The following is a 20111-nucleotide window of genomic DNA, read 5'->3' as shown; positions in this document are numbered from 1 at the left end:
CACTGTCGGACACGACCGGCCTGAGACGATTAAGTAGCCCCACCGTATCGATCGGTAGCGAGCGATTGTGCTCGCGGTGTCGATCCTGAAACCGCTCACAGCACCTCGAGAATCACGATCGCGAGGTAGAGCTGCCCGAGTCCGGCGACGATCATAATTGCGCCGGCGAGGCGTTCGATAGTCCCCGTGTGAGCAGCGATCCAGCCAGCCCCGGCGACGAGACCCATCCCGGTCGCGACGGTTAGCGAGATCATCAGCCCGGTGATGCTCCCCACGTACGCCAGGAGGACCAGCGCGCCGGCGCCTGCCGGCAGCGAGAGCGCGCTGGTAAGGACGCCGATGAACAGCGGCGCGACGCAGCCAGCGGCTGCGAGGGCGTAGCCGGCGCCGAAGACGCCAAATCCGGCGACGCTCGAGCGCCGTTTCGGGAGCGCGAATGATAGCGAGGGGGCCCGTCCGACGACGACCAGGAGCCCGAACACGATCAGCAACGCGCCGACGATCGGTTCGAAGAGCGTAACGTTCGAGAGTGTCTCGTGGCCGACGACGAACGTCGCCCCGAGCAGGACGAGAAACGTGGCGATGACGCCGGCGCCGGCGACGAGCCCGCGAGCGAGCGAGCCGCCGAGCGTTGGCTCTGCGTCCTCGGTTCGGCTCGCGTAGTAGCCGACGTAGCCGGGAAGCAACGGGTACGCACACGGGGAGAAGAACGTCGCGATCCCCGCCCCAACTGCGAACGCCAGCGTCGACACGAAGGCGAGATCGATCATCGGTCAGATCGCGTGCTCGATGCCAGCGACCAGTTCGTCGGCCGATTTGATGCCGCCCTCGGACCACTGGACGAAGCCGTACTCGTCGACGGCGACCGCGTACGGATAGCCCTGGAGCCCGTAGCGCTCGGCGAGTTCGACCGTGCGGTCGACGCCGACCGTCCAGTTGCCGTCGTGTTCGGCCCACCAGTCGGCGAGTTCGGCCTCGGTGATCGAGGCCCCGGTCGACGACCCGACGTTCTCGTTGGTCACCGAGACGAACAGCACCTCCTCGCCCAGACGCTCGTGGGCCTCGACGAGTGCGGGCATCTGCTTGATGCACGGGCCACACCACGTCCCGAAGAAGTCGATGAACGTCGGCTGTTCGAGCGACGGGAGGACGATTGTCCCGGCCTCGCTCCCCTGAGCGTCGACCGTCTCGACCTCGAGTTGTTCGGCCTCGTCGCCGAAGCGACGGCGGATGCGAGACTGCAGACTCGAGACGTCGCTCGAGGCGACGACGCCGCCGGTGGCGAGGACGCCGAGACTGCCGAGTCCTGCGAGGAGGTCGCGCCTGCGCATGTTACTGTCCAACGACCGTGCGTACGTCCTGGAGGACCTTCGAGGTGTCGACCGTGGTCCCGCGCGGATACGAGCGTTCGACGACGCCGTGTTCGTTGACGAGGAAGATCAGGGCGATATGGGTGAACGTGTACGCGCCGTGGTCGTGATCGTCGTGGCCGTTCCCCCCGCTCTGGTCGTCGCTGTCGTTTTCGTGATCTCCACCGTCGTTGCCGTCGGTTCCGTCTCCCTCCGTCCCGTCGTCGGTTCGCTCGATCTTCATTCCGAACTTCTCGTCGATCGTCGCCTGTGCCGTCTCGTTGTCTTCGGGGCGAAGAAAGTGCCAGTTGCCGACCTCGAGGTCGACGCCCTGCTGACCCGCGTACTCCTCGAGTACCTCCGGCGTGTCACGCTCGGGATCGAACGTGAGCGCCAGCAGGTCCAGATCGTCGACGTAGCCGTTCTCGACCGCGTCAGCCTGTGCGCGCCGCAGCCGCAGTAGCAGGGCCGGGCAGACCCCATCGGGACAGGACGTGAAGAAGAACGTCAGTAGATAGGATTTTTCGCCCTCGAGGTCACTCGAGGAGACGGTTTCTCCAGTTAGGGGGTCCGGGAAGGAAAACGACGGCATCTCCTGCCCGTAGATCGGGTGGACTGGATCGCCCCTGTCCTCGGTCGGCGTCTCGAGAGCGGTCTGGCCGTCGCCCCAGTTTCCGCGGCCGGGTTCGGGCTCGTCCTCGCCGAGCACGCTCTCGACCGAGCCGAGACACCCCGCAACCCCGGCGAGACCGGCCGTCGAGAGACCGCCGAGATACGTCCGTCTGTCCATACTCGAATCCTGGGACCGGCTGATCAAAGGCTCGTTGGTTCGGCGGTCTGAAAACCGACAGCGGTTTTGGCACCTCGGCCCTCGATTCGAGTATGACCGCCTCTCGACGAGACGCGCTCCGTTGCGCCGCCATCGTCGGTTCCCTCGGACTCGCCGGCTGCCTCGAGCGCCTCGGCTTCGAGGAGCAGTCGGCCTGGAACACCCCGCCGCTGCTCGAGGATCGTCCCGACGCCGTCTACGTGCCCCCCGCCGAGGAAGAGATGGCCACGTACGGTCAGGCGACAGCAGGCGACTATGCCGTCTCGCTCACCTACACGTTCCCCCACCGGTTCTGGCTCGTCTCCGGCGAGCGCCAGCGCGTCGACGTCCAGACCGAGGACACCCACCACCTGATGATGACCGTCTGGGACGACGCGACCGGCGTCGTCCTCCCCGCCGATCTGGGCCTCGAGATCGTCGACGCCGACGGCGACCTCGTCCACGGCGACGCCCCCTGGTCGATGCTCGCCCAGCGAATGGGATTTCACTACGGCGACAACGTCACGCTCCCCGAGGAGGGGTCGTACACAGCCCGCATCCAGGTCGGCCCGGTCACGACGCGACGTACCGGCGACCTCGAGGGTCGACTCGAGTCGGTCGAAACGGTCGAGATTCCGTTCGAGTACGCCCGCGCGGACGTGCGCGACCTCGAATTAATCTCGGTTCCCGAGGACGAACAGGGGACGCGCGGGGCGCTCGAGGTGATGAGCCACGAGAGCGGAGACGGGCACGAGGGCGAGCACGACGAACCTGGATCGGGCGACGACGAACACGGAAACGGCGCCGCACCCGCGTTCACCGGGCCCGCCGTCTCGGATCTCCCCGGAACCCGCCTCGGCACCGAACGGAGCGGCGACGCAGCCATCACCGCCATCGAGACCGACATCGAGCGACTGTCCGACGACGCGGACGCGGACGCAGACAGGTACCTCGCCGTCTTCCCGCGCACGCCGTACAACGACGTGTCGCTCCCCTTCACGTCGCTGTCGGCAATCCTCGAGGCCGACGGGGAGACGCTGCTCGAGGAACCGCTGGTCGAAACCCTCGATCACGAGTTCGGTCACCACTACGGGCTGGCGACCGACGACCTGGACACGACCGAGCGCGTGACCGTCTCCGTCGACACCGCGCCTCAGGTCGCTCGTCACGACGGATACGAGACCGCGTTCTTCGACTTCGAGCCCGTTTCGTTCGAGCGGTAAGGCACTCTTCCGAACGGTTTCAGCGAGTTCGATTTCGGCTAGGCGGCCGCTGACCGGGCTTAAGACTCGTATAACAAAAACGACCGATACGGTACGTGGCAGGTATGTCACAATCTGAACGCCCGCGAGTAACGGTTGGCTGTCCCGCGTGTAGCGAGTCCGTTCGAGCGGCCGTCCCCGGCGGACCGGGGATCAGAAAACCCGGACACGACCTCCAGGGGAACGACGAGGAACACCGTCTCAGCGGCACGGAGACGACGTGTCACAACTGCGGTCACACCGTCGAACTGTACTATTACTAGATCCAGCGGTTCACTTCCAGCCCTCGACACGGTTGTTCCAAGACGTTTCGACACTGTTCGAAGCTCGATTGGCCAGCGAAGTTCGCCACCAGGACTATAAAACCAGTTCTTCGACCGGGCCCTCCCCCACCCTTCATCGGGCCCATCCCTCGTGTACCGTCGAACCCACACGTTTTTGCGACCTGGACGCCCCTCATCGGACGTGCAAATCGAGAATAGCTTTCTCCCCGTTCACGGCGTGGGCGAGACCACCGAGCGCCGCCTCTGGGAACACGGCATCACCCACTGGGACGAGTTCGACGGCAGCGTCGTCGGCCCGACCGTCGCCGACCGCATCGAGACCTTCATCGACGACGGTCGACGCCACCTCGAGGCCGGCGACGTCTCGCCGTTCGCCGAGGCGCTCCCGGCGGCGAGTCGCTGGCGTTTCTTCGAAAACGTTCGCGACGACGTGTGTTACCTCGACATCGAGACGACGGGTCTCGACGCCAGCCGTCACGACGTCACGACGGTGAGCGTCCACCGACGAGGTGAAACCCGGACGTACGTCAACGGCCAGGACCTCACGCGGGACCGGCTCCAGACCGAGTTCAACGATGCTTCGGCGCTCGTGACGTTCAACGGGCAGCGCTTCGACGTCCCGTTCCTCGAGACGGCGTTCGACGTCGACGCCTCGGTACCCCACATCGACCTCATGTACCCCTGTCGAAAACTCGACCTGACGGGCGGGCTCAAACGGATCGAACGGGACCTGGGCATCGACCGCGATCAACCCGACATCAGCGGTCGCGACGCGGTTCGCCTCTGGCACCAGTACGAGCGCGGCGACCAGGACGCCCTCGAGACGCTCGTTCGGTACAACCGGGCCGACACCGCGAACCTCGAGCCGCTGATGGAGACGGTGGCCGAACGCCTCCACGAGTCGGTCTTCGAACCCGTCTGCGGGCGCGGGCTCGAGTAGCCGTTTGCGGACACAGGTTCGAATAGCCGTTCGCGGACGCAGGCTGAGTAGCCGTCCACGTTCGATGCGGACAACGCTGCCTCGCTAAGGATGCTGCTGTGAGGTAGGTAGCAGAGACGAACGTGAACGCGAACGCGTCAATCGAGAATAGTGACTGCGCCGTCGCTTTCGACGACCATCTCGTAGCCACAGAACGTGAACGTTACCTCGCCGGGACTCCGCGGAGTGCCATCCTCGCGCGGCGCGAACAGGGAGTCGAGCGCTTCTGGATTGAGAACGTCGTAGAGCGCGTCGTACTCGGGAGGTTCGATTTCAACTGGGTCGACACCCTCTTCTCTGGCCACGGCCTCGACGATACGGAAACTAAGAGGAACTCCTTCGTTCATGCTCGATCGGTCGGCTGACAGTAGCATTGGCGGATGCTTTACACGGTTGGATATAAAACCTGTGGCCTCAAGCCCCTCTTGCTGCACAATTCTATACCTCAATGATCGAGTTTGATCATCATTTATCTATTTGGCCTCTAACAAGATCATAAAATTAGTACTATCAGCGTATTCTGAACGAGTTCAGTGGCGAACTCGAGAGTGTAATCACGCATTGAACGTCTGGGTTGTATGAAACAGTCGGCCGATCGACTGAACGCCACCAATTGGTTGCAATTTTTACCGGTTTCTCGTCACTAGCCACGTGAGAGAGAAACACTCACAATACAGTTCGACAGCAGATGAAGACAGGCCGCTCCTGGACTGCGTGCGAACCACTCCAGGTTGGCGTGTACAGGGCCACGCTCAATCGGGTGGTCGCTCACATCGCTCGACGTCGTTAGACAATCGCGGGGAAGAGCCAGGGACGGGATTTGAACCCGTGAACTCTCGATTACAAGTCGAGTGCATGTACCACCCATGCTCCCCTGGCGCGGTCTGTGAGTTATCACTCGTCCTTTGAGTGTGTATCGTTTTCGGCCGACCGGTCCAGTTCGCGCTCCAGGCTGACCCTGAACGGCTCGTACCCCGCCTCGCGGTAGAAGCGCCTGGCCGCCTCGTTGTCGGCCATCGCCTCGAGAATCAGTCGATCGACGCCGCGGTCGGCGAGGGTGGCCTCGACGCGTTCGAGTAACGCCGACCCGATTCCCCGGCCACGGTAGTCGGAGTCGACGTAGAGGTTCGAGAGCAAGCCACGCGTACACGCCAGCTCGAGCGCGCCGTGTTCGACCGAGAAGGACGCGAATCCGACGAGTCGATGCCCGTCCCTGGCGACCAGCAATCCGTCGTCGACCTGGTAGGCGCCGAGGGTCGCCCGCATCGTCTCCCGGTTGGTCTCCGGGCGAACGACGGATCCGTGTCGACGCTGGTCGGTTGCGAGGCGGACCCAACACTCCGTGACGGCCTCGATGTCGTCGCTCGTCGCCGGTTCGATCACGAGGTCGATATCGTCACCGACCATTATTCACAGGGAAGCATCGCTCGAGGTGACTGGGCGAACGAGCCACGGGCCACACCGACCGGCCACACGGCGGCCACGTCACACCTGCCGACAGTCCACACAGACCAGCTGACCGTTGGCCTCCTGGAGCGAGTCGGTGAGCGTTCCACACGCCTCACAGACGCCCTGCGTGCTGAACTCCTCGCCGCCGTTGGTCACGTACTCGTCCGAGAGGGTCGTGGTGCCCTCGTTCGTGACGCCGACCTCCTCGGCGGCCGGTTGACTCGTCGCGCCCTGGAACGACCCCGCGACGGCGATGACGTCGCGCTGGGTCAGAACCCCGACGAGTTCGCCGTTTTCCTCCACCGCGAGGTTGCGAATGTTCTGACTCGCCATCGTGTCCGCGGCATCGGTCAGCGAGCGGTTGTTCTCGATCGTGAGCACCGGCGACGACATGACCTCGCCGACGGTTGTCTCGCCCGGGTCGTCCTCGTCCTCGACGACGCCCAGGACGTCCCACTCGGTCATGATCCCGACGGCCTCGGATCCACGAACGACGAGTACGCAACCGGCACGCTCTTCGCGCATCAACTGCACCGCACCGAGTACGGTGTCGGATTCGCTCACGCCGACGTATTCAGTTGTCAGGGTATCCCTGACCGACAGATCCGATTCCATAGCCGAATACACAGCCCAAACGACCTAAAAGGTACCTCCGACACGTATATACGGTCACACACTGAAGTTCCGATTTCTGTAGTACCCAAACGGTCCGGTGGCGATTCAGCTGTCGAACCCGAACGGTTCGCCCTCGATTCAGGATTCAGAACTCCACGCGCGTTCCGTTCGCCCGACAGTGCTCGAGGGCGTGTTTCGCCGCGTATCCCGCATCGTGAGCACTGGCTCCCGTACCGACGCCGACCTGCATGGTCACGTCGACCGCCGACTCGACGTGTTCGATGGCCTCGAGGTAGTCCGATCGCTCGAGGTCGGGGCAGACGACGATGACGTTGTCGCCGCCGACGAAAAACGAGAGGCTGCCGTGGGCGTGGCGCATGTGGCGCATGAGCGCGGCGTAGCCCTGTTCGATCTCGATGAAACTGTCGAATGCGTTGAGTTCGTCGGTGTACTGCCCCGTCGCGTCGATCACGTCGAAGTGGGCGATCTGGACGTCCCCGTCGGTTCGATGGGAGCCGTCGATGGTTCGGCCCTCGAGGATCTCGCGGCGATGTTCGTCCTGGGCACTGCCGGCGTCCTGGATCAGGCTCGTCGCGTCCGAGAGCGCCTGCACCGGGGTCGTTCCCGTCGCGACGCCGAGGCTCAGGGTGACCGGGTAGCGGTTGCCGACGGACTCCTGGATCAGCGCGTGGTCCTCGCGGTCGAGGCCGTTCGTGACGGCGATCATGTTGTCGAATCGCGTGAAGAAGACGTAGCCGTCGCGGGCGCCGATGAACTGCGAAAGATCGGCGTACAGTCGCGACTGGAGCGTCTGGAGGTCGGCCTCCCGTCGCGGTTCCGGCGTCACGGTCCACGGTCCGTAGTTGTCGATCTGAAAGAGCGTCACCTGCGTGTTCGTCACGGTACTCGTCCGTTTCGAACGATATCGTATAAGCGATACGTAATCCAGATTCGTGATGGGAGAGTCGGATGGACGTCGAGGATGGGGTCAGGGAGACGGTGAGCCGGGCGGACGACTGACGGGGTAACGCGACGGCGACTCAGCCGCGGCCTTCGAACAGGCGGTGCAGGACGAGATCGAGTCCGACTTTGAACGCGAAAAACAGGACGGGAATCGCGACGATCGAGAGCCAGTCGTACGAATCTCGGAATGCGGCGAAGACGAGAAATACGAGAAAGACGACGAACGCCTGCTCGAGTCGTTCCTCGAGGGAGGTGCCGGCGATCTCCATGTGCTTCGATGCGTGTCAACCGGAAAGAACCTATCAGAACCCTCAGCGTGGACTCGACGAGAGCCTTACGCGGACTTCGTCTCGGGGTTCGCCCCGACCGGGTGGTAGTCCCAGAAGTTCCCCTCGCGCATGGCCGCGCCGACCGCCTTGTGCATGTCCGTGATCGTCTCGAACTCCGGCTCGTCGACGTACTCGAAGATGTTCGCGAGCGCGACGACCGACTGGTGGTTGATCCGGATTGGTTCCTCGCCGTGGGCCTCGACGAACGCGTCGCGCTCGAGCGGGAAGTCCTCGTCCTCGTCGACTTTCTTGGCGATGATCGCCATGTCGAACTTGCGCATCCCTTCGCTGCCCTCCTCCCCGTCGGGGTCGTGTGGCCAGTCCATACCAGAGCGTGTGCCCGGGGGGCGCAAAAGGATTACTCTCCGCGAGCGACGCACAGCGGATGCGACGGCAGCTGCTCAGTCTGATTCTGCCGCTCGAACCGCGTCCTCGAGTACCTCCTCGCGGTGTTCGTCGAGCAACGGCGCGCGCCCGCGAGGTCGCGGCGGCGTCTCACTCATCTTGATCGGGCTACCGGAAATTTCGACCTCACGGTCGGCCCCGGGCTGAGCCACCGGAACGAGCATCTCGCGCGCGTAGACGTGCGGGTCGTCGAAGATGTCCGCCGTGTCCTGGACGGGCGCCACGGGTACCCGGCCCTCGAGCGCGTCACAGAGTTCTTCACACGTGCGCTCGCGCGTCCACTCGAGGATGGCCGCACGAAGGAGTTCTCGATTACTGAGCCGACTCGGCGCGTCCGGGTACTCGGCGGCGAGGTCAGGACGGTCCATCGTCTCACAGAGGGCGGTCCAGTGGTTCGAGCTGAACGCGGCGATCACGACGTGGCCATCGGCGGCCTCGAAGGCGTCGTACGGAAAGAGCGTCGGGTGGGAGTTGCCCTGACGCGTCGGCGCCTCGCCGGTGTAGGAGTGCTGGTAGATCGCCCGTTCGGTCATGCTGATCATCGCGTCGTACATCGCGGTGTCGACGTACTGGCCCTCGCCGGTTCGCTCGCGGTGGTGCAGCGCCGCGAGAATGCCGACGCAGTTCAGCGTCGCCGTGAACAGGTCGCCGATGCCGGGGCCGACTTTCGTCGGCGGGCCGTCCTCCTGGCCGGTGATCTCCATGACGCCGCCCAGCGCCTGCGCGACGAGGTCGAAGGAGGGCTGGCCCTGTCGGTGCGTCTCGCCCGTCCGTGGGTCCCCGAAGCCCCGAATCGAAGAGTAGATCAGAGCCGAGTTGTGCTCAGCGAGCGTCTCGTAACCCAGGTCGAACCGCTCCATCGTGCCCGCGCGGTAGTTCTCGACGACCACGTCGGCCTCCTCGACGAGCGAGAGGAACGCCTCGCGGTCACGCTCGGCCCCGAGATCGAGTTCGAGGCTGCGCTTCCCGCGGTTGACGCTCTGGAAGTAGCCGCCGTAGGCCTCGTCCTGAGCGCTTTCGACGAACGGCGGGTTCGGTCGGATCAGATCCCCACCCGGCCGTTCGATTTTGACGACGTCCGCGCCCATATCCGCGAGCAACATCGTACAGTACGGTCCGGCGAGCACCTGCGTCAGGTCCAACACGCGAAGCGAGGAGAGCGCTCCCATGCCCTCACCTCACGTAATGTGAGTAAAAACCTTTACTATAAATCATGATGGTGTCATAGATTCCCACAGGAGGGGCGTTAAGGTGTATTAGGAGTATTATCATGATCGACCATTAACTTTAAACAAGGATCCATCATGGTTGTGCACACAATGTCCCGCACGGTCGTTCTCGGGGTCATCGGGTCCGACGCCCACGTCGTCGGCATCACGATCCTCGAGCAGGCGTTCGCTGCAGCAGGCTTCGAAGTCGTCAACCTCGGCGTCCAGACCTCCCAGGCGGAATTCGCCGACGCCGCCAGCGAGCACGACGCCGAGGCCGTACTGGTCTCCTCGCTGTACGGCCACGCCGAGCAGGACTGCCAGGGGTTCCAGGAGACGCTCGAGGCCCACGATGTCGACGCAGTGACTTACATCGGCGGCAACCTCGCCGTCGGCCAGGACGACTTCGAGCAAACTCGCGAGACCTTCCAGGCGCTGGGATTCGATCGCGTCTTCGACGCCGAAACCCGGCCAGAGGAGGCAATCGCGACCCTGAAGCGCGACCTCCAGCTCACGGCCACGGAGCAAGAACGAGACCGGGCCACCGTCACCTCGTAGATGATACGCGACGAGCGCATTCCGGCCGAGGAGTTGCGACGCATCGACGCGGCCCTCCGCGAGAACTGGCCCACTGGTGAGGCCGTCGACTTCGACGAAGCCGTCGAGTTCCACGAGTCGCTGCCGTCCGTGAAGCGCTTCGCGGACGTGCTTGAGTCGGCCACCCGCCCGCTCTTGCAACCGAGGGCGGGTGTCCCGCGCCTCGAGGACCAGATCGCCCTGCTTGAGTACCTCCACTCGGAGGGCGAGGCGGACCTCCTGCCGACGACCATCGACTCCTACACGCGCGACAACGAGTACGGGAAGGCCCAGGAGGGACTCGAGGCCGCCCGCGAGTCTGGCGAGGACACCCTCAACGGCTTCCCGGCGGTCAACCACGGCGTCGACGGCTGTCGCGAGTTGATCGAGGCCGTCGACGCGCCGATCGAGGTCCGCCACGGGACCCCCGACGCCCGTCTGCTGGCCGCGATTACCTTCGCGGGCGGCTTCCAGAGCTTCGAGGGCGGGCCGATTTCCTACAACATTCCCTACACCAAACGGCACGACCTGGCGACGACCATCGAACACTGGCAGTTCGTCGACCGCCTGGCGGGGGCGTACACCGAACGCGGCGTCCGAATCAACCGCGAGCCGTTCGGCCCGCTCACGGGAACACTCGTCCCGCCGAGCATCGCCATCGCGGTGATGGTGCTCGAGGGGCTGCTCGCCGCCACGCAGGGCGTGCGTTCGCTCACGCTAGGCTACGGTCAGGTCGGGAACGTCGTCCAGGACGTGGCCGCGCTCCGCGCGCTTCGATCCCTCGGCGAGGAGTACCTCCCCAACGAGGTGTGCGTCACTACCGTCTTCCACGAGTGGATGGGCGGGTTCCCGCCCGACGAGGCGCGGGCGAACGGCGTCATCGGCCTCGGCGGCATGACCGCGGCCATCGCCCGCCCCGACAAGGTCATCACGAAATCGCCCCAGGAGTTCCAGGGCGTTCCAACGAAAGAGGCGAACGCGGCCGGCCTCCGAACCACGAGACAGATCATCGACATGGCACTCGAACAGGACATCGACATCGACGGCATCGACGAGGAACAGGATCTGATCGAACGCGAGACCCGCTGTCTCCTCGAGGCGGTCCTCGAGCACGGCGACGGTGACGTTGCCCGCGGCACCATTCGGGCGTTCGACTCGGGCGCGCTCGACGTTCCCTTCGCGCCGAGCGATAGCGCTCGCGGGGCGGTTCTCCCGGCCCGCGACGACGACGGCCGCGTCCGCATCCTCGAGTTCGCCGCCCTCGCGATGAGCGACGAGGTCAAGGAAATCCACGCCGCACGCCTCACCCAGCGGGCCGAAACCGAGGGGCGCGAGCAGTCGTTCCGCATGGTCGCCGACGACGTCGACGCGATCAGCGACGGCCGCCTCATCGGTCGGCCGAACGGGGGTGACACCCGTGCAGATTGAATCAGTCCGCGCAACTCCCGGGGTCTCCGGTTTCTACACCGACGACCAGTTGGCCATCAAGCGCGGCGCCCGCGAGGACGGGTTCGCCTACGCAGGTGAGCCGCTCACCGACGGCTTCGAGTCGGTCCGCCAGGCGGGCGAATCCCTGCTCGTCGACCTCGAGTTGAGCGACGGGACGGTCGTTCGCGGCGACTGCGCAGCCGTCCAGTACTCCGGGGCGGGCGGGCGCGACCCGCTCTTTCGCGCCGCCGAGTACGCCCCACTGATCGAGGGGGCGGTCGCCGACGCGCTCGTCGGCCGCGACCCGAACGACTTCGGTGAGAACGCGGCCGTGCTCGAGGGACTTCGCCAGGACGGCTCCCGACTGCACACCGCCGTCCGCTACGGTGTCTCCCAGGCCCTCCTCGCCGCAGCCGCGCGCACGCGTGGGACAACTATGACCGACGTGCTCGCAAACGTGCTCGGGACGGAACCGGCGACCGAGCCGGTCCCCGTCTTCGGCCAGTCCGGCGACGACCGTCGACGAAACGCCGAGAAGATGCTGCTCAAGGGCGTTCCCGTCCTCCCCCACGGGCTGTTCAACAGCCCCTCGAAGCTCGGCCCCGAGGGCGAGAACCTGATCGCCTACCTCGAGTGGCTTCGCGAGCGGAGCAGCGAACTGGGTCCCGAGGGCTACGAACCACGCTTCCACATCGACGTCTACGGCACGATCGGCGAGCTGTTCGGCGCGCCGTTCGACAGCGACGCGATTCTCGAGTACGTCGCCGACCTCGAGGCCGCCGCTGACCCGATTCCGCTCCAGATCGAGGGACCGATGGACGTCGGCACGCGCGAGGATCAGATTCACGCGATGGCCGAACTGCGCGACGGGCTCTTGTCGGCAGGCGTGGAGGTCGACATCGTGGCCGACGAGTGGTGCAACACGCTCGCGGACGTCCAGGCGTTCGTCGACGCCGGGGCGGCCGACCTCGTGCAGGTGAAGTCGCCGGACCTCGGCGGGGTTCACCGGAGCGGCGAGGCCGTCCGCTACTGCGAGGGAACCGACACCCGCGCGTACCTCGGGGGCACCTGCAACGAGACGGACGTCTCCGCTCGAGCCTGTGCACACGTCGCACTCGCGACCGACGCCGCTCAGGTGCTGGCAAAGCCCGGCATGGGGTTCGACGAGGGCTACATGATTGTCGAGAACGAGATGCGTCGGACGCTCGCCCGCCGTGGGCACGCGCCGACCGCCTCGAGCGAACCGGAGGAGGTGACTGCCGATGACTGACACCGACGCGGACGGTTCGCGAGACCATGAGAACGACTCGAGTGCAAGGGAGGACCTCGAGTGGACCGACCCCGACACGTTCGCCAGCGCGCTCGAGCGAGCGGACACCCGTGAGAAAGGGCATTCCTTCGAGGACTTCGCGGAGGGAGACGTGATCGAACACGAACCCGGACTCCGGCTGACTCGCTGGGGAAACGAACTGTGGACGAGCCAGACGCTGAACCACGACCCTGCGTACTGGCGCGCGGACGTCGCCCGCGACCGCGGCTTCGACGAACCGCCGATCCACCCGGACTACTTGCTGGCGGCCACCCTCGGGTGCACCGTCGAGGACCTGAGCGAGAAAGGCGGCTACTTCCTTGGCCGGACGAACGTCCGCTTTCCGGCCGACGTTGTCGCTCCGGGAACCGACCTGCGTGTCGAGAGCGAAGTCCTGACTACGAAGGGGTCGAACTCGAGACCAGACTACGGCATCGTCACCTGGGCGACCCGTGGATACGACGCCAGGACGGGCAACACGTGCTGCACCTACGAGCGAACGAACATGATTCCGCGGCGTGAACGACTCGAGACGGACGGGGGCGGCGTCGATACCGACGGCGACGGACGTTCGCCGGATGCCAACCACTCCGTGAGCGCGCTCCCCGAGACGTTCGTGACCCCTGAGGGCACCGCGTTCGAGGACTTCGAGGCCGCCCTCGAGACGGCCGAAGACCGGGACACCGTCGTTGCCTACCGGCACGAACGCGGGCGCACCATGGACGACGTGACCGTCGCGACCCTGCCGCTGTCGACCCTCAATACCGCAAAACAGCACCACAATGCCAACGCAATGGCCGACGCGCCGTCGGGAGGGATCGTCGCCTACGGCGACGTGACGCGCTCGACGGCGCTAGGCCACGCTCGGTCGGACGAGCGAACCCACCGCGAAGTTGGCTTCGAGGACGAGCGGTTCCACGCATTCGTCACCCCCGGCGACACCGTCTACTGCTTCACGCGCGTCCTGGAGACGAGCCGCGAGACGACGACCGCGAACGAGCGGGCGGGGACCGTCCGCTTCCAGCACGTCGCGTTCAACCAGAGCGACGAGCCGGTGTATTCCGGGATTCGAACCGCCGAGATACTGACTCGAGACGACTGAAGCGAGACCAACGATACAACGACCACACTCCCAATGATCAACCGAACCTGCCGCACCTTCCAGACCGCACCGGCCGCCGTCCCGAAAGACGACACGGCGAAGTACCTCAGATCCGGCCTCACCGCCGAGGGCTTCCAGGCTCCCGACTGGCTCGTCCCCGACCTCGAGGACGGCACTGCCCCGGACATGAAAGCCGAGGGGCTCGAGAACGTCTGTGAGTTACTCCCAGCACTCGAGTTCCCCGGGGAGATCTGGCCGCGCGTCCAGTGGAGCTACGACGACGAGACCGTTCGCGCCCGGGGTCGCGAGGAGATCGACACGCTCGTCCAGGACGTGGGCGACGAGATCGATGGCGTCGTGGTCCCCAAAGTCGGCCGCCGCGAGGACGTCGAGCGCGTCCTCGAGGCGGTGGCCGGTGTGGAAGCCGACCACGGCCACCCCGAGGGATCGATCGGCCTCTCGATCATCGTCGAGACGGCACGCGCCCGGTCGGACCTGCGCGAGATCGCCCGACTACGGGCCGACGCCGGTGGCGAGCGGCTCACTGCCCTCGTCTTCGGCCCCGTCGACTACACCGCCGAACTCGGCGGGCGCGACCTCGGCGACGGCCGTCCGCGCTGGGACGGCCTGCTCGAGGCGCTCTCCAACGAGGCGAGCGCCGAGGAGTTGCTCGCCATTGGCGGCCCGTTCGACGACCTCTTCGAAGAACGTGCGGGCGTGACCGTCTACAACGCCAACGGCTACGCCGACCAGGTCGAGCGCGAGGCGCGGATCGGCCTCGATGGCTCGTGGTCGCTGTACCCCAAACAGACGATCCAGGCCAACCGGATCCACACGCCCACGCCGGCGGAACTCGAGCGCGACGTGGACAAGATCGAGCGGTTCAACGCCGCGAAAGTCGAGGGAACGGGCGCGGTAACGATCGACGGCCAGATGGTCGACGAGGCGACGTTCAAGAACTTCCGGAACACCGTCGAGACGGTTCGGGCGATCCACCGTACCCGTCCCGAACAGACGGACGAGTTGTACGACGAGGGAGTGCTCGAGCGGGCGCTCGAACTCGAGTTATCGTATCGGTAGGCCCATCGGACGCGCCGAGCGGTCGGAAAACGGCGCCGAGCGGTCGGAAAACGGCGCCGGGCAGTCGGAAACGGCGCCGGGCGGTCGGGGACATCTCTGAGTAACCGAGGGACGGACTCGAGCGGCCGGGGGCGACTTCGAGCAGCCGGAAAGCGGCCTCGGGCGTTCGATGGCGAAATATAAATCGAGGCGCCGATTACGCCGTCTCCGCGGTATCTGTCTCTGTTCTCGCCCCCGGAAGCATCTCGACGCGAAACAGGTAGTCGTCGTAGGCACCGTCGAGATTCGCAGGACTCTCCTCGTCGGTGTGGGCGCGACACAGGAACGCCTTCGCCTCGACAGCACCCTGACCGGTCTCTTCCTGGTAGCGTTCGACGACGACGAACGTCGCCGATTCGGTACAGTCGCGACGGTGGCACTCTCGAGGCGAGTCGTGATCGTCACCCGCCTGGCCTTCTTCGTCGGTTTCATCCCACTCGTCGTCCGGCGGTTCGGCCTCGTCGCCACGGTCGCGCGCCTCCGAGACTTCCCGTTCTCGCTGTCGGTTCTCCTCGTTGCGAGCCTGCTTTTCTCGACTTCGTTTCGTGTCTGCCATACGGTGACATACAGTCCTGAACGGGATAACGCTGTGGACGGCACGTGAATGGACGCACCGGGAAGAGGTGATGAGCGCCGTCGCCAGCGGGCTCACAGGCCGTCGACGCAAACGTTGATTGACCTGGCAGTCGTGACTAGGCCATGATCGAGCGTCCGGACGAACGTCAACTGATCGTACGCGCACGGTCTCACCTGGAACAGTGGACGAACCGTGCCCGAACGGAGGCGTACAGCGAACTGTTCGAAGGTGACGACCCTATTCTCACGGCCGAGGACCTACAGCTTCTCGATGCGCTCGACTCGGCACTCGAGCGACAGGGTGGGGACGGTGTCTGGGGAACCGATCAGTACGGTATTCACACCGCCGGTGAGATGGGGGCTGACGTCCCGCTCGGGGTCGTCTGTGTCTATCACCCACAGATTACCGAAGACTCCGTCCTTCGAGATGGAGACGATATCGACGACGAGACTGAAGAGCGACTCAACACAGCACTCTGGCGATACAGCGAGCGTGTTTCGACGCTCATCGAAGACGAACTCGAGGAATTCGTCCATCGAACTCGGAGCAAAACGTAATCGAGTCGAGGTCGGTGGCTGTCCTGTCTTCGTTGCTACCTGGACCGACCATCGTTTAACGAAAACACCAACAGGACCAGCCAGTATCACGTTCGCCGACGCACTCGTTCACTCCGACTCGTCGTTCTTTCGCACTTCGGTGACGATCACGTCCCAATCTGGGTGCTCGGGACCGTTCCGACACTCCCACCCGCCTTCTACATCGACACCGTTACCGTGCGCCCGACGAAGGAGCGACTGCAATTCGGCATTGAGTTTCGCTCGAGTCGCGAGCGACGCCTCGTCGGAGGTCATACGGGGGACACTCCCTCGGTCACGCCGTCCGTTCCCGTCCGCTCTCGCAAAGTGAGCGCGACCGTGCCGTCGTTGGAGACGGTTATCGCGTACGTCGCTACCTGAAACGTGATCGAAACCTCCTCACCCGTCCTGTCTCGAACGCGGGCGAGATCATCGAGCGCACCGGTGTTAACGGATGCGTGAAGCGGTTTCAGTTCGACTGGATCGACATCCATCACCTCCGAGAGTACCGCCACGACGGCCATGCTCGCAGAGACTGTCTCCTGGTCGTACTCGGCCCTGTACGTTTCCGACTTCGGATAAAACGCCATCGACGCCAACTCGACACCGGCCTGTGTAGCAATCATACTACGTCTTCCTAGCGGCCTGAGTCGGGTGAAGAGCGCCACTGATTATACAGAAGGTACTAATACCGGTCTACCGATCATTCCGACCGGGTCTACGGATTAGCGAGCGTTCCGGCGATGAGTCGGCGATGGCCGCGCCTGAGTCGAGACGAAAGCGACTGCTGGGTGATACCGAGTTCGTCAGCAACGTCCTGGAGCGACGTCTCACGCGGTGAGTTGAAGTACCCATGCTCGTACGCCAGCACCAGCGCCTCTCGCTGGGTGTCGGTCAACTCGTAGCCGTCGCCCTGTACCGGGAGCAACGCGTGTACGGCGGTGATTTCGATGGGGATGTCGTGTTCCTGGCAACTGGTCCGGAACTCGCTGATTGTGTCGCGACTCTCGCCTCGAACCTCGAAGCGCCACCCGTCTCTCGTCCCGATCCCGGAGAGGACGGCGACGTTGGTCTTGGCGAGCGCGCTCAGGATACCGAAGTACGACTCCTCCCACTCCGCCCGCATGAGAAACTCGCTATCGACGCTGTCGATGAGATCGACACTGACCACGCCAGCATGAGCTTCGAATGCGGCCTCGATATCATCGGCTTCCGCACCCCGGACCCAGAAATAGGGGATAATCAGGATTTCGTGCGGGATGAGTCGCTCGAGTTCGATCGTGACTCCCGGCAAGTTTTCGAAAATAGTTCCCAGCGGAAACTCCTCTGCCGGACTCGTAAATTCTAACACGGTAGCCATACCTCCCAATTCGTCGGGGCGGCGAATAACCGGCACGGGTGGTGTATCAAGTTACAACGCAGCAGCCCGACAATGGCAGTTCGAGAACAACGCGACGACTCGAGTAATGGCAGTATGAGTACGACACGACGACCAAGGTAATGGCAGTATGAGCATACCACGATAATTCGACAGTAACATTTCGAGGCGGGGAAACGGTTTCCCCCGATTCCAATCTCGGCAGAGCATGGTGTACCATGCCACCTAGTTTTGTACTAGCATGGCCAACCATGGTGACGAGAGCGAGTCATGAGCGTAATCGCAGAATTCCGAATCCCGTCCGCCGAATTCGAACTCGGACGAATTCTGCACATCGAGGGGATCACGTCTATCCAACTCGAGAATCTCGTGCCAATCGGTGAGGCCACCGTTCCCCTCTTCTGGATCCACAACTCGACGCGAAGCTCGTTCGTCGACGCGGTCAAACGCCATCCGACCGTCAACGACGCATCGGAGGTCGACGTCTTCGAGGACCGAACGCTCTTCACGCTCGATTGGGACGCGAACCAGGACCACCTCTTTCGGGGAATCAAAGAAACCGAGGGGCAGCTTTTGAGTGCCACCGGGACACCCGATTCGTGGGCCTTCGAACTGCGATTTCCCGATCACACGGCCCTCAGCGAGTTCACGACCCGCTGTGAGGACGCACAGATCTCGCTGGAGGTGGCTCGCGTGTACAACCCGACGGAACCGGACGCCGGTCCGTGGCACGGCCTGACCGGTCCCCAGCGGGAAGCGATCACGCTGGCCGTGGAGATGGGGTACTACGACATCCCGAGAGGCTGTACGACCAAGGAACTCGCCAACGAATTCGAGATTTCCGACCAGGCTGTCACGGAACGACTTCGCCGAGCGATCGGGGCGCTCGTCACGTACACGCTCATCCCTTCCGAGGGAGACACGTGAGATCGGATTCCCTCGTGCATCATGGCGAATCCTCACACTTCTCACCCGGTAATGAGTGGATATGGATCGCCAGTCGAGCAAGTCGAGTGCGGAACGGTTGGGTATCGGGGGAGAGGCGACGAGACCCAGTCCACACGAGGGCAGAGAAGCAAATCCTCCCGACGACGTTCTCCTCGCGATTGCCAGCGAGCAACGTCGAGTTATTCTGCGAACGTTGAATCTCGCCGACGAAGAATCGATGGAGATGGACGCGCTAGCGAAACAGGTTGCCGAAGCACTCCGGAGTGAGGGCCGACCAGACAGTGAGCACGGACGACGCGTCCGAACGGCGCTCCATCACGTCCACCTCCCGAAACTGGAAGCGTGCGGGCTGGTCGTCCGCGACCCCGAAACGAATCGGATTCGGAACGCCACAAGTGACCTGGGTCAGGAACTGCTGACGGTACTCGAGTCGTACGAGACGCGAGCGTAACGTTGCCCGCGACGATCGAACCGTCGAACGGTTCGGTCCGTCTCACTCCAGCGGTCCAACCGGTTCTCGGTCTCGACGCTCCAGCGTGAATTACCCGTCCAGGACGAGGCTCGAGTCGTCGCGAGGCCGATACTCGAGTTCGTGCATCGTCTCGGTCAGCGACAGGAACCGGTCGGCGTTGTTCGAGACGCCGTGAGCGGTGATCGCGTGGGTCGAGAGCGAGGCCGAGGCCGTCGCCTGGAGGAGGCGTCGGCAGTCGGCAGAGCTGAGCCACATCGCGCGGGCGTAGCGCTCGCCAGAGCCGTCGCGTTCGTCGCAGATTTCGCGCAACTCGTCCTCGTCCAGGAGCCAGCCGATTCGCAGGTTCACGACTTCGACGCCGTGCCGCCTCGCGTAGTACTCGCCCATCGCCTCCCCGAAGACCTTCGTCACGCCGTAGTAGCTGTCGGGGCTGGGCGGGTCGTCGGGGCGGACGACACGCGGGTCGCCTCCGGTGGTCTCGACTCTCGTCGGGTTCACGACGTTGTCGCCGTTGACGGCGTGGTTCGAACTCGCGAAGATCACCCGCTCGAGGTCGTTCTCGAGGGCGGCCTCGAACGCGTTGTACACACCGTCGATGTTCGGCCCCTCCAGGTCGTCCCACTCGGCCGTGGGTGAGGGGTTCGCGGCGAGGTGGATCAGCACGTCCGCACCCTCGAGCGCGTTCGAGAAGGCGTCGAAATTTTCGATTTCGAGCGTCTCGCTGTCGATGTCCTCGTGTTCGCTGTGGCTGAAGAGTTGACAGTCGTACGCCGACAGGGCCTCGGTCGCCTCCCGGCCGACCCGTCCGGAGGCGCCGGTAATGGCTACTGTCCGATCGGACAAGGTCGATCCGTGGTGGTCCGCCATGGACGGCTGCACGACGCTGAGCCCAAAATAGGTCCGGTCGGCGCGTGCCGGTTTCGACGGGCGGGCTCGAGCGGTTGGACTCGACGGGACGAACTCGAGGACGAGCGAT

Annotated in this window: 26 protein-coding genes and 1 tRNA gene; 11 read left to right on the top strand and 16 right to left on the bottom strand. The window is 64.4% G+C overall.

From position 1 onward, the window contains the following. Positions 1-95: 95 nt before the first annotated feature. The 3 genes from NGM15_RS01025 to NGM15_RS01015 are packed head-to-tail and all read right to left on the bottom strand — an operon-like array spanning position 96 to position 2139. Positions 96-770 carry a cytochrome c biogenesis CcdA family protein gene (locus NGM15_RS01025; RefSeq protein WP_253434104.1) on the bottom strand — a complete coding sequence of 225 codons (675 nt, stop codon included), beginning with the start codon at positions 768-770 and terminating at the stop codon, positions 96-98. Positions 771-773: 3 nt separating this feature from the next. Then, positions 774-1331, bottom strand: a complete 558-nt coding sequence (locus NGM15_RS01020; protein ID WP_253434101.1) for a TlpA family protein disulfide reductase — start codon at positions 1329-1331, stop codon at positions 774-776. Between the two features lies 1 nt (position 1332). Then, entirely contained in the window at positions 1333-2139 is an 807-nt protein-coding gene (locus NGM15_RS01015) for an SCO family protein (RefSeq protein WP_253434098.1), read from the bottom strand. A 92-nt stretch (positions 2140-2231) separates the two neighbouring features. Between NGM15_RS01015 and NGM15_RS01010 the strand changes: the two genes are divergently transcribed. From NGM15_RS01010 to NGM15_RS01000, 3 genes are all read left to right on the top strand, one after another. Further along, a complete protein-coding gene (locus NGM15_RS01010) occupies positions 2232-3380 on the top strand; it encodes a DUF7350 domain-containing protein (protein WP_253434096.1) in 1149 nt (382 codons plus the stop codon). A 104-nt stretch (positions 3381-3484) separates the two neighbouring features. After that, entirely contained in the window at positions 3485-3682 is a 198-nt protein-coding gene (locus NGM15_RS01005) for a hypothetical protein (protein WP_253434094.1), read from the top strand. Between the two features lie 202 nt (positions 3683-3884). Beyond that, positions 3885-4643, top strand: a complete 759-nt coding sequence (locus NGM15_RS01000) for a ribonuclease H-like domain-containing protein (protein WP_253434092.1) — start codon at positions 3885-3887, stop codon at positions 4641-4643. A gap of 137 nt (positions 4644-4780) precedes the next feature. On the opposite strand, the gene ddfA is transcribed toward NGM15_RS01000, so the two are convergent. The 8 genes from ddfA to mct form a co-directional block, all read right to left on the bottom strand. Continuing rightward, on the bottom strand, positions 4781-5056 hold the full coding sequence (ddfA, locus tag NGM15_RS00995) for a DdfA family disk-determining factor (protein ID WP_253438195.1): 276 nt from the start codon (positions 5054-5056) through the stop codon (positions 4781-4783). Positions 5057-5487: 431 nt separating this feature from the next. Further along, positions 5488-5561 (bottom strand) — tRNA-Thr (locus tag NGM15_RS00990). 15 nt (positions 5562-5576) lie between these two features. Beyond that, positions 5577-6089 carry a GNAT family N-acetyltransferase gene (locus NGM15_RS00985; protein ID WP_253434089.1) on the bottom strand — a complete coding sequence of 171 codons (513 nt, stop codon included), beginning with the start codon at positions 6087-6089 and terminating at the stop codon, positions 5577-5579. Positions 6090-6167: 78 nt separating this feature from the next. After that, positions 6168-6746, bottom strand: coding sequence for a CBS domain-containing protein (locus tag NGM15_RS00980; protein WP_253434086.1), 579 nt, complete (start codon positions 6744-6746; stop codon positions 6168-6170). A gap of 145 nt (positions 6747-6891) precedes the next feature. Next, positions 6892-7647, bottom strand: coding sequence for a GTP cyclohydrolase III (locus NGM15_RS00975; RefSeq protein WP_253434083.1), 756 nt, complete (start codon positions 7645-7647; stop codon positions 6892-6894). Positions 7648-7786: 139 nt separating this feature from the next. Continuing rightward, positions 7787-7978, bottom strand: a complete 192-nt coding sequence (locus tag NGM15_RS00970; protein ID WP_253434081.1) for a hypothetical protein — start codon at positions 7976-7978, stop codon at positions 7787-7789. A gap of 65 nt (positions 7979-8043) precedes the next feature. Beyond that, positions 8044-8364 (bottom strand): DUF5785 family protein, encoded by a 321-nt coding sequence (locus NGM15_RS00965; RefSeq protein WP_253434078.1) that lies wholly within the window; start codon positions 8362-8364, stop codon positions 8044-8046. Positions 8365-8439: 75 nt separating this feature from the next. Next, entirely contained in the window at positions 8440-9612 is a 1173-nt protein-coding gene (gene mct / locus NGM15_RS00960; RefSeq protein WP_253434076.1) for a succinyl-CoA:mesaconate CoA-transferase, read from the bottom strand. 135 nt (positions 9613-9747) lie between these two features. Between mct and glmS the strand changes: the two genes are divergently transcribed. Genes glmS through citE form a run of 5 tightly spaced genes read left to right on the top strand, consistent with a single transcriptional unit; the run spans position 9748 to position 15146 of the window. Continuing rightward, on the top strand, positions 9748-10209 hold the full coding sequence (gene glmS, locus NGM15_RS00955; protein ID WP_253434073.1) for a methylaspartate mutase subunit S: 462 nt from the start codon (positions 9748-9750) through the stop codon (positions 10207-10209). Next, positions 10210-11655 (top strand): methylaspartate mutase subunit E, encoded by a 1446-nt coding sequence (locus NGM15_RS00950; RefSeq protein ID WP_253434071.1) that lies wholly within the window; start codon positions 10210-10212, stop codon positions 11653-11655. Next, complete coding sequence (locus tag NGM15_RS00945; protein WP_425494457.1) at positions 11636-12925, top strand: methylaspartate ammonia-lyase; 1290 nt, start codon at positions 11636-11638, stop codon at positions 12923-12925. Before NGM15_RS00950 ends, NGM15_RS00945 begins: the two co-directional genes overlap by 20 nt. Then, the gene (gene mch / locus NGM15_RS00940; RefSeq protein ID WP_253434065.1) at positions 12918-14066 is read left to right on the top strand and encodes a 2-methylfumaryl-CoA hydratase; all 1149 of its coding nucleotides are present in this window, start codon (positions 12918-12920) and stop codon (positions 14064-14066) included. The genes NGM15_RS00945 and mch overlap by 8 nt, the downstream gene beginning before the upstream one ends. 33 nt (positions 14067-14099) lie before the next feature. Continuing rightward, the gene (citE, locus tag NGM15_RS00935) at positions 14100-15146 is read left to right on the top strand and encodes an L-malyl-CoA/beta-methylmalyl-CoA lyase (RefSeq protein ID WP_253434062.1); all 1047 of its coding nucleotides are present in this window, start codon (positions 14100-14102) and stop codon (positions 15144-15146) included. Between the two features lie 196 nt (positions 15147-15342). On the opposite strand, the gene NGM15_RS00930 is transcribed toward citE, so the two are convergent. Beyond that, positions 15343-15741, bottom strand: coding sequence for a hypothetical protein (locus tag NGM15_RS00930; protein WP_253434059.1), 399 nt, complete (start codon positions 15739-15741; stop codon positions 15343-15345). 143 nt (positions 15742-15884) lie between these two features. On the opposite strand from NGM15_RS00930, the gene NGM15_RS00925 reads away from it, so the two are divergent. Continuing rightward, positions 15885-16319, top strand: coding sequence for a DUF7539 family protein (locus tag NGM15_RS00925; protein ID WP_253434057.1), 435 nt, complete (start codon positions 15885-15887; stop codon positions 16317-16319). A 108-nt stretch (positions 16320-16427) separates the two neighbouring features. Here the strand turns inward: NGM15_RS00925 and NGM15_RS00920 are convergent, their stop codons facing one another. The 3 genes from NGM15_RS00920 to NGM15_RS00910 form a co-directional block, all read right to left on the bottom strand. After that, positions 16428-16613 carry a hypothetical protein gene (locus NGM15_RS00920; RefSeq protein WP_253434055.1) on the bottom strand — a complete coding sequence of 62 codons (186 nt, stop codon included), beginning with the start codon at positions 16611-16613 and terminating at the stop codon, positions 16428-16430. Then, positions 16610-16963 (bottom strand): HalOD1 output domain-containing protein, encoded by a 354-nt coding sequence (locus NGM15_RS00915; protein WP_253434053.1) that lies wholly within the window; start codon positions 16961-16963, stop codon positions 16610-16612. The genes NGM15_RS00920 and NGM15_RS00915 overlap by 4 nt, the downstream gene beginning before the upstream one ends. A gap of 92 nt (positions 16964-17055) precedes the next feature. Then, complete coding sequence (locus tag NGM15_RS00910) at positions 17056-17697, bottom strand: helix-turn-helix domain-containing protein (protein WP_253434051.1); 642 nt, start codon at positions 17695-17697, stop codon at positions 17056-17058. Positions 17698-17985: 288 nt separating this feature from the next. Between NGM15_RS00910 and NGM15_RS00905 the strand changes: the two genes are divergently transcribed. Both NGM15_RS00905 and NGM15_RS18855 read left to right on the top strand, forming a co-directional pair. Next, positions 17986-18642 carry a helix-turn-helix domain-containing protein gene (locus tag NGM15_RS00905; RefSeq protein ID WP_253434049.1) on the top strand — a complete coding sequence of 219 codons (657 nt, stop codon included), beginning with the start codon at positions 17986-17988 and terminating at the stop codon, positions 18640-18642. Between the two features lie 61 nt (positions 18643-18703). Further along, entirely contained in the window at positions 18704-19114 is a 411-nt protein-coding gene (locus tag NGM15_RS18855) for a DUF7344 domain-containing protein (protein WP_425494456.1), read from the top strand. Between the two features lie 90 nt (positions 19115-19204). Here NGM15_RS18855 and NGM15_RS00895 read toward each other — a convergent pair whose 3' ends face one another. Then, positions 19205-20002 (bottom strand): NAD-dependent epimerase/dehydratase family protein, encoded by a 798-nt coding sequence (locus NGM15_RS00895; protein ID WP_253434045.1) that lies wholly within the window; start codon positions 20000-20002, stop codon positions 19205-19207. Positions 20003-20111 lie beyond the last annotated feature (109 nt).

Source organism: Natronosalvus halobius, assembly GCF_024138145.1.
GTDB lineage: Archaea > Halobacteriota > Halobacteria > Halobacteriales > Natrialbaceae > Natronosalvus > Natronosalvus halobius.
Note: the sequence above shows the minus strand (reverse complement) of the source record. Positions and strands in the feature narration are given on the sequence as shown.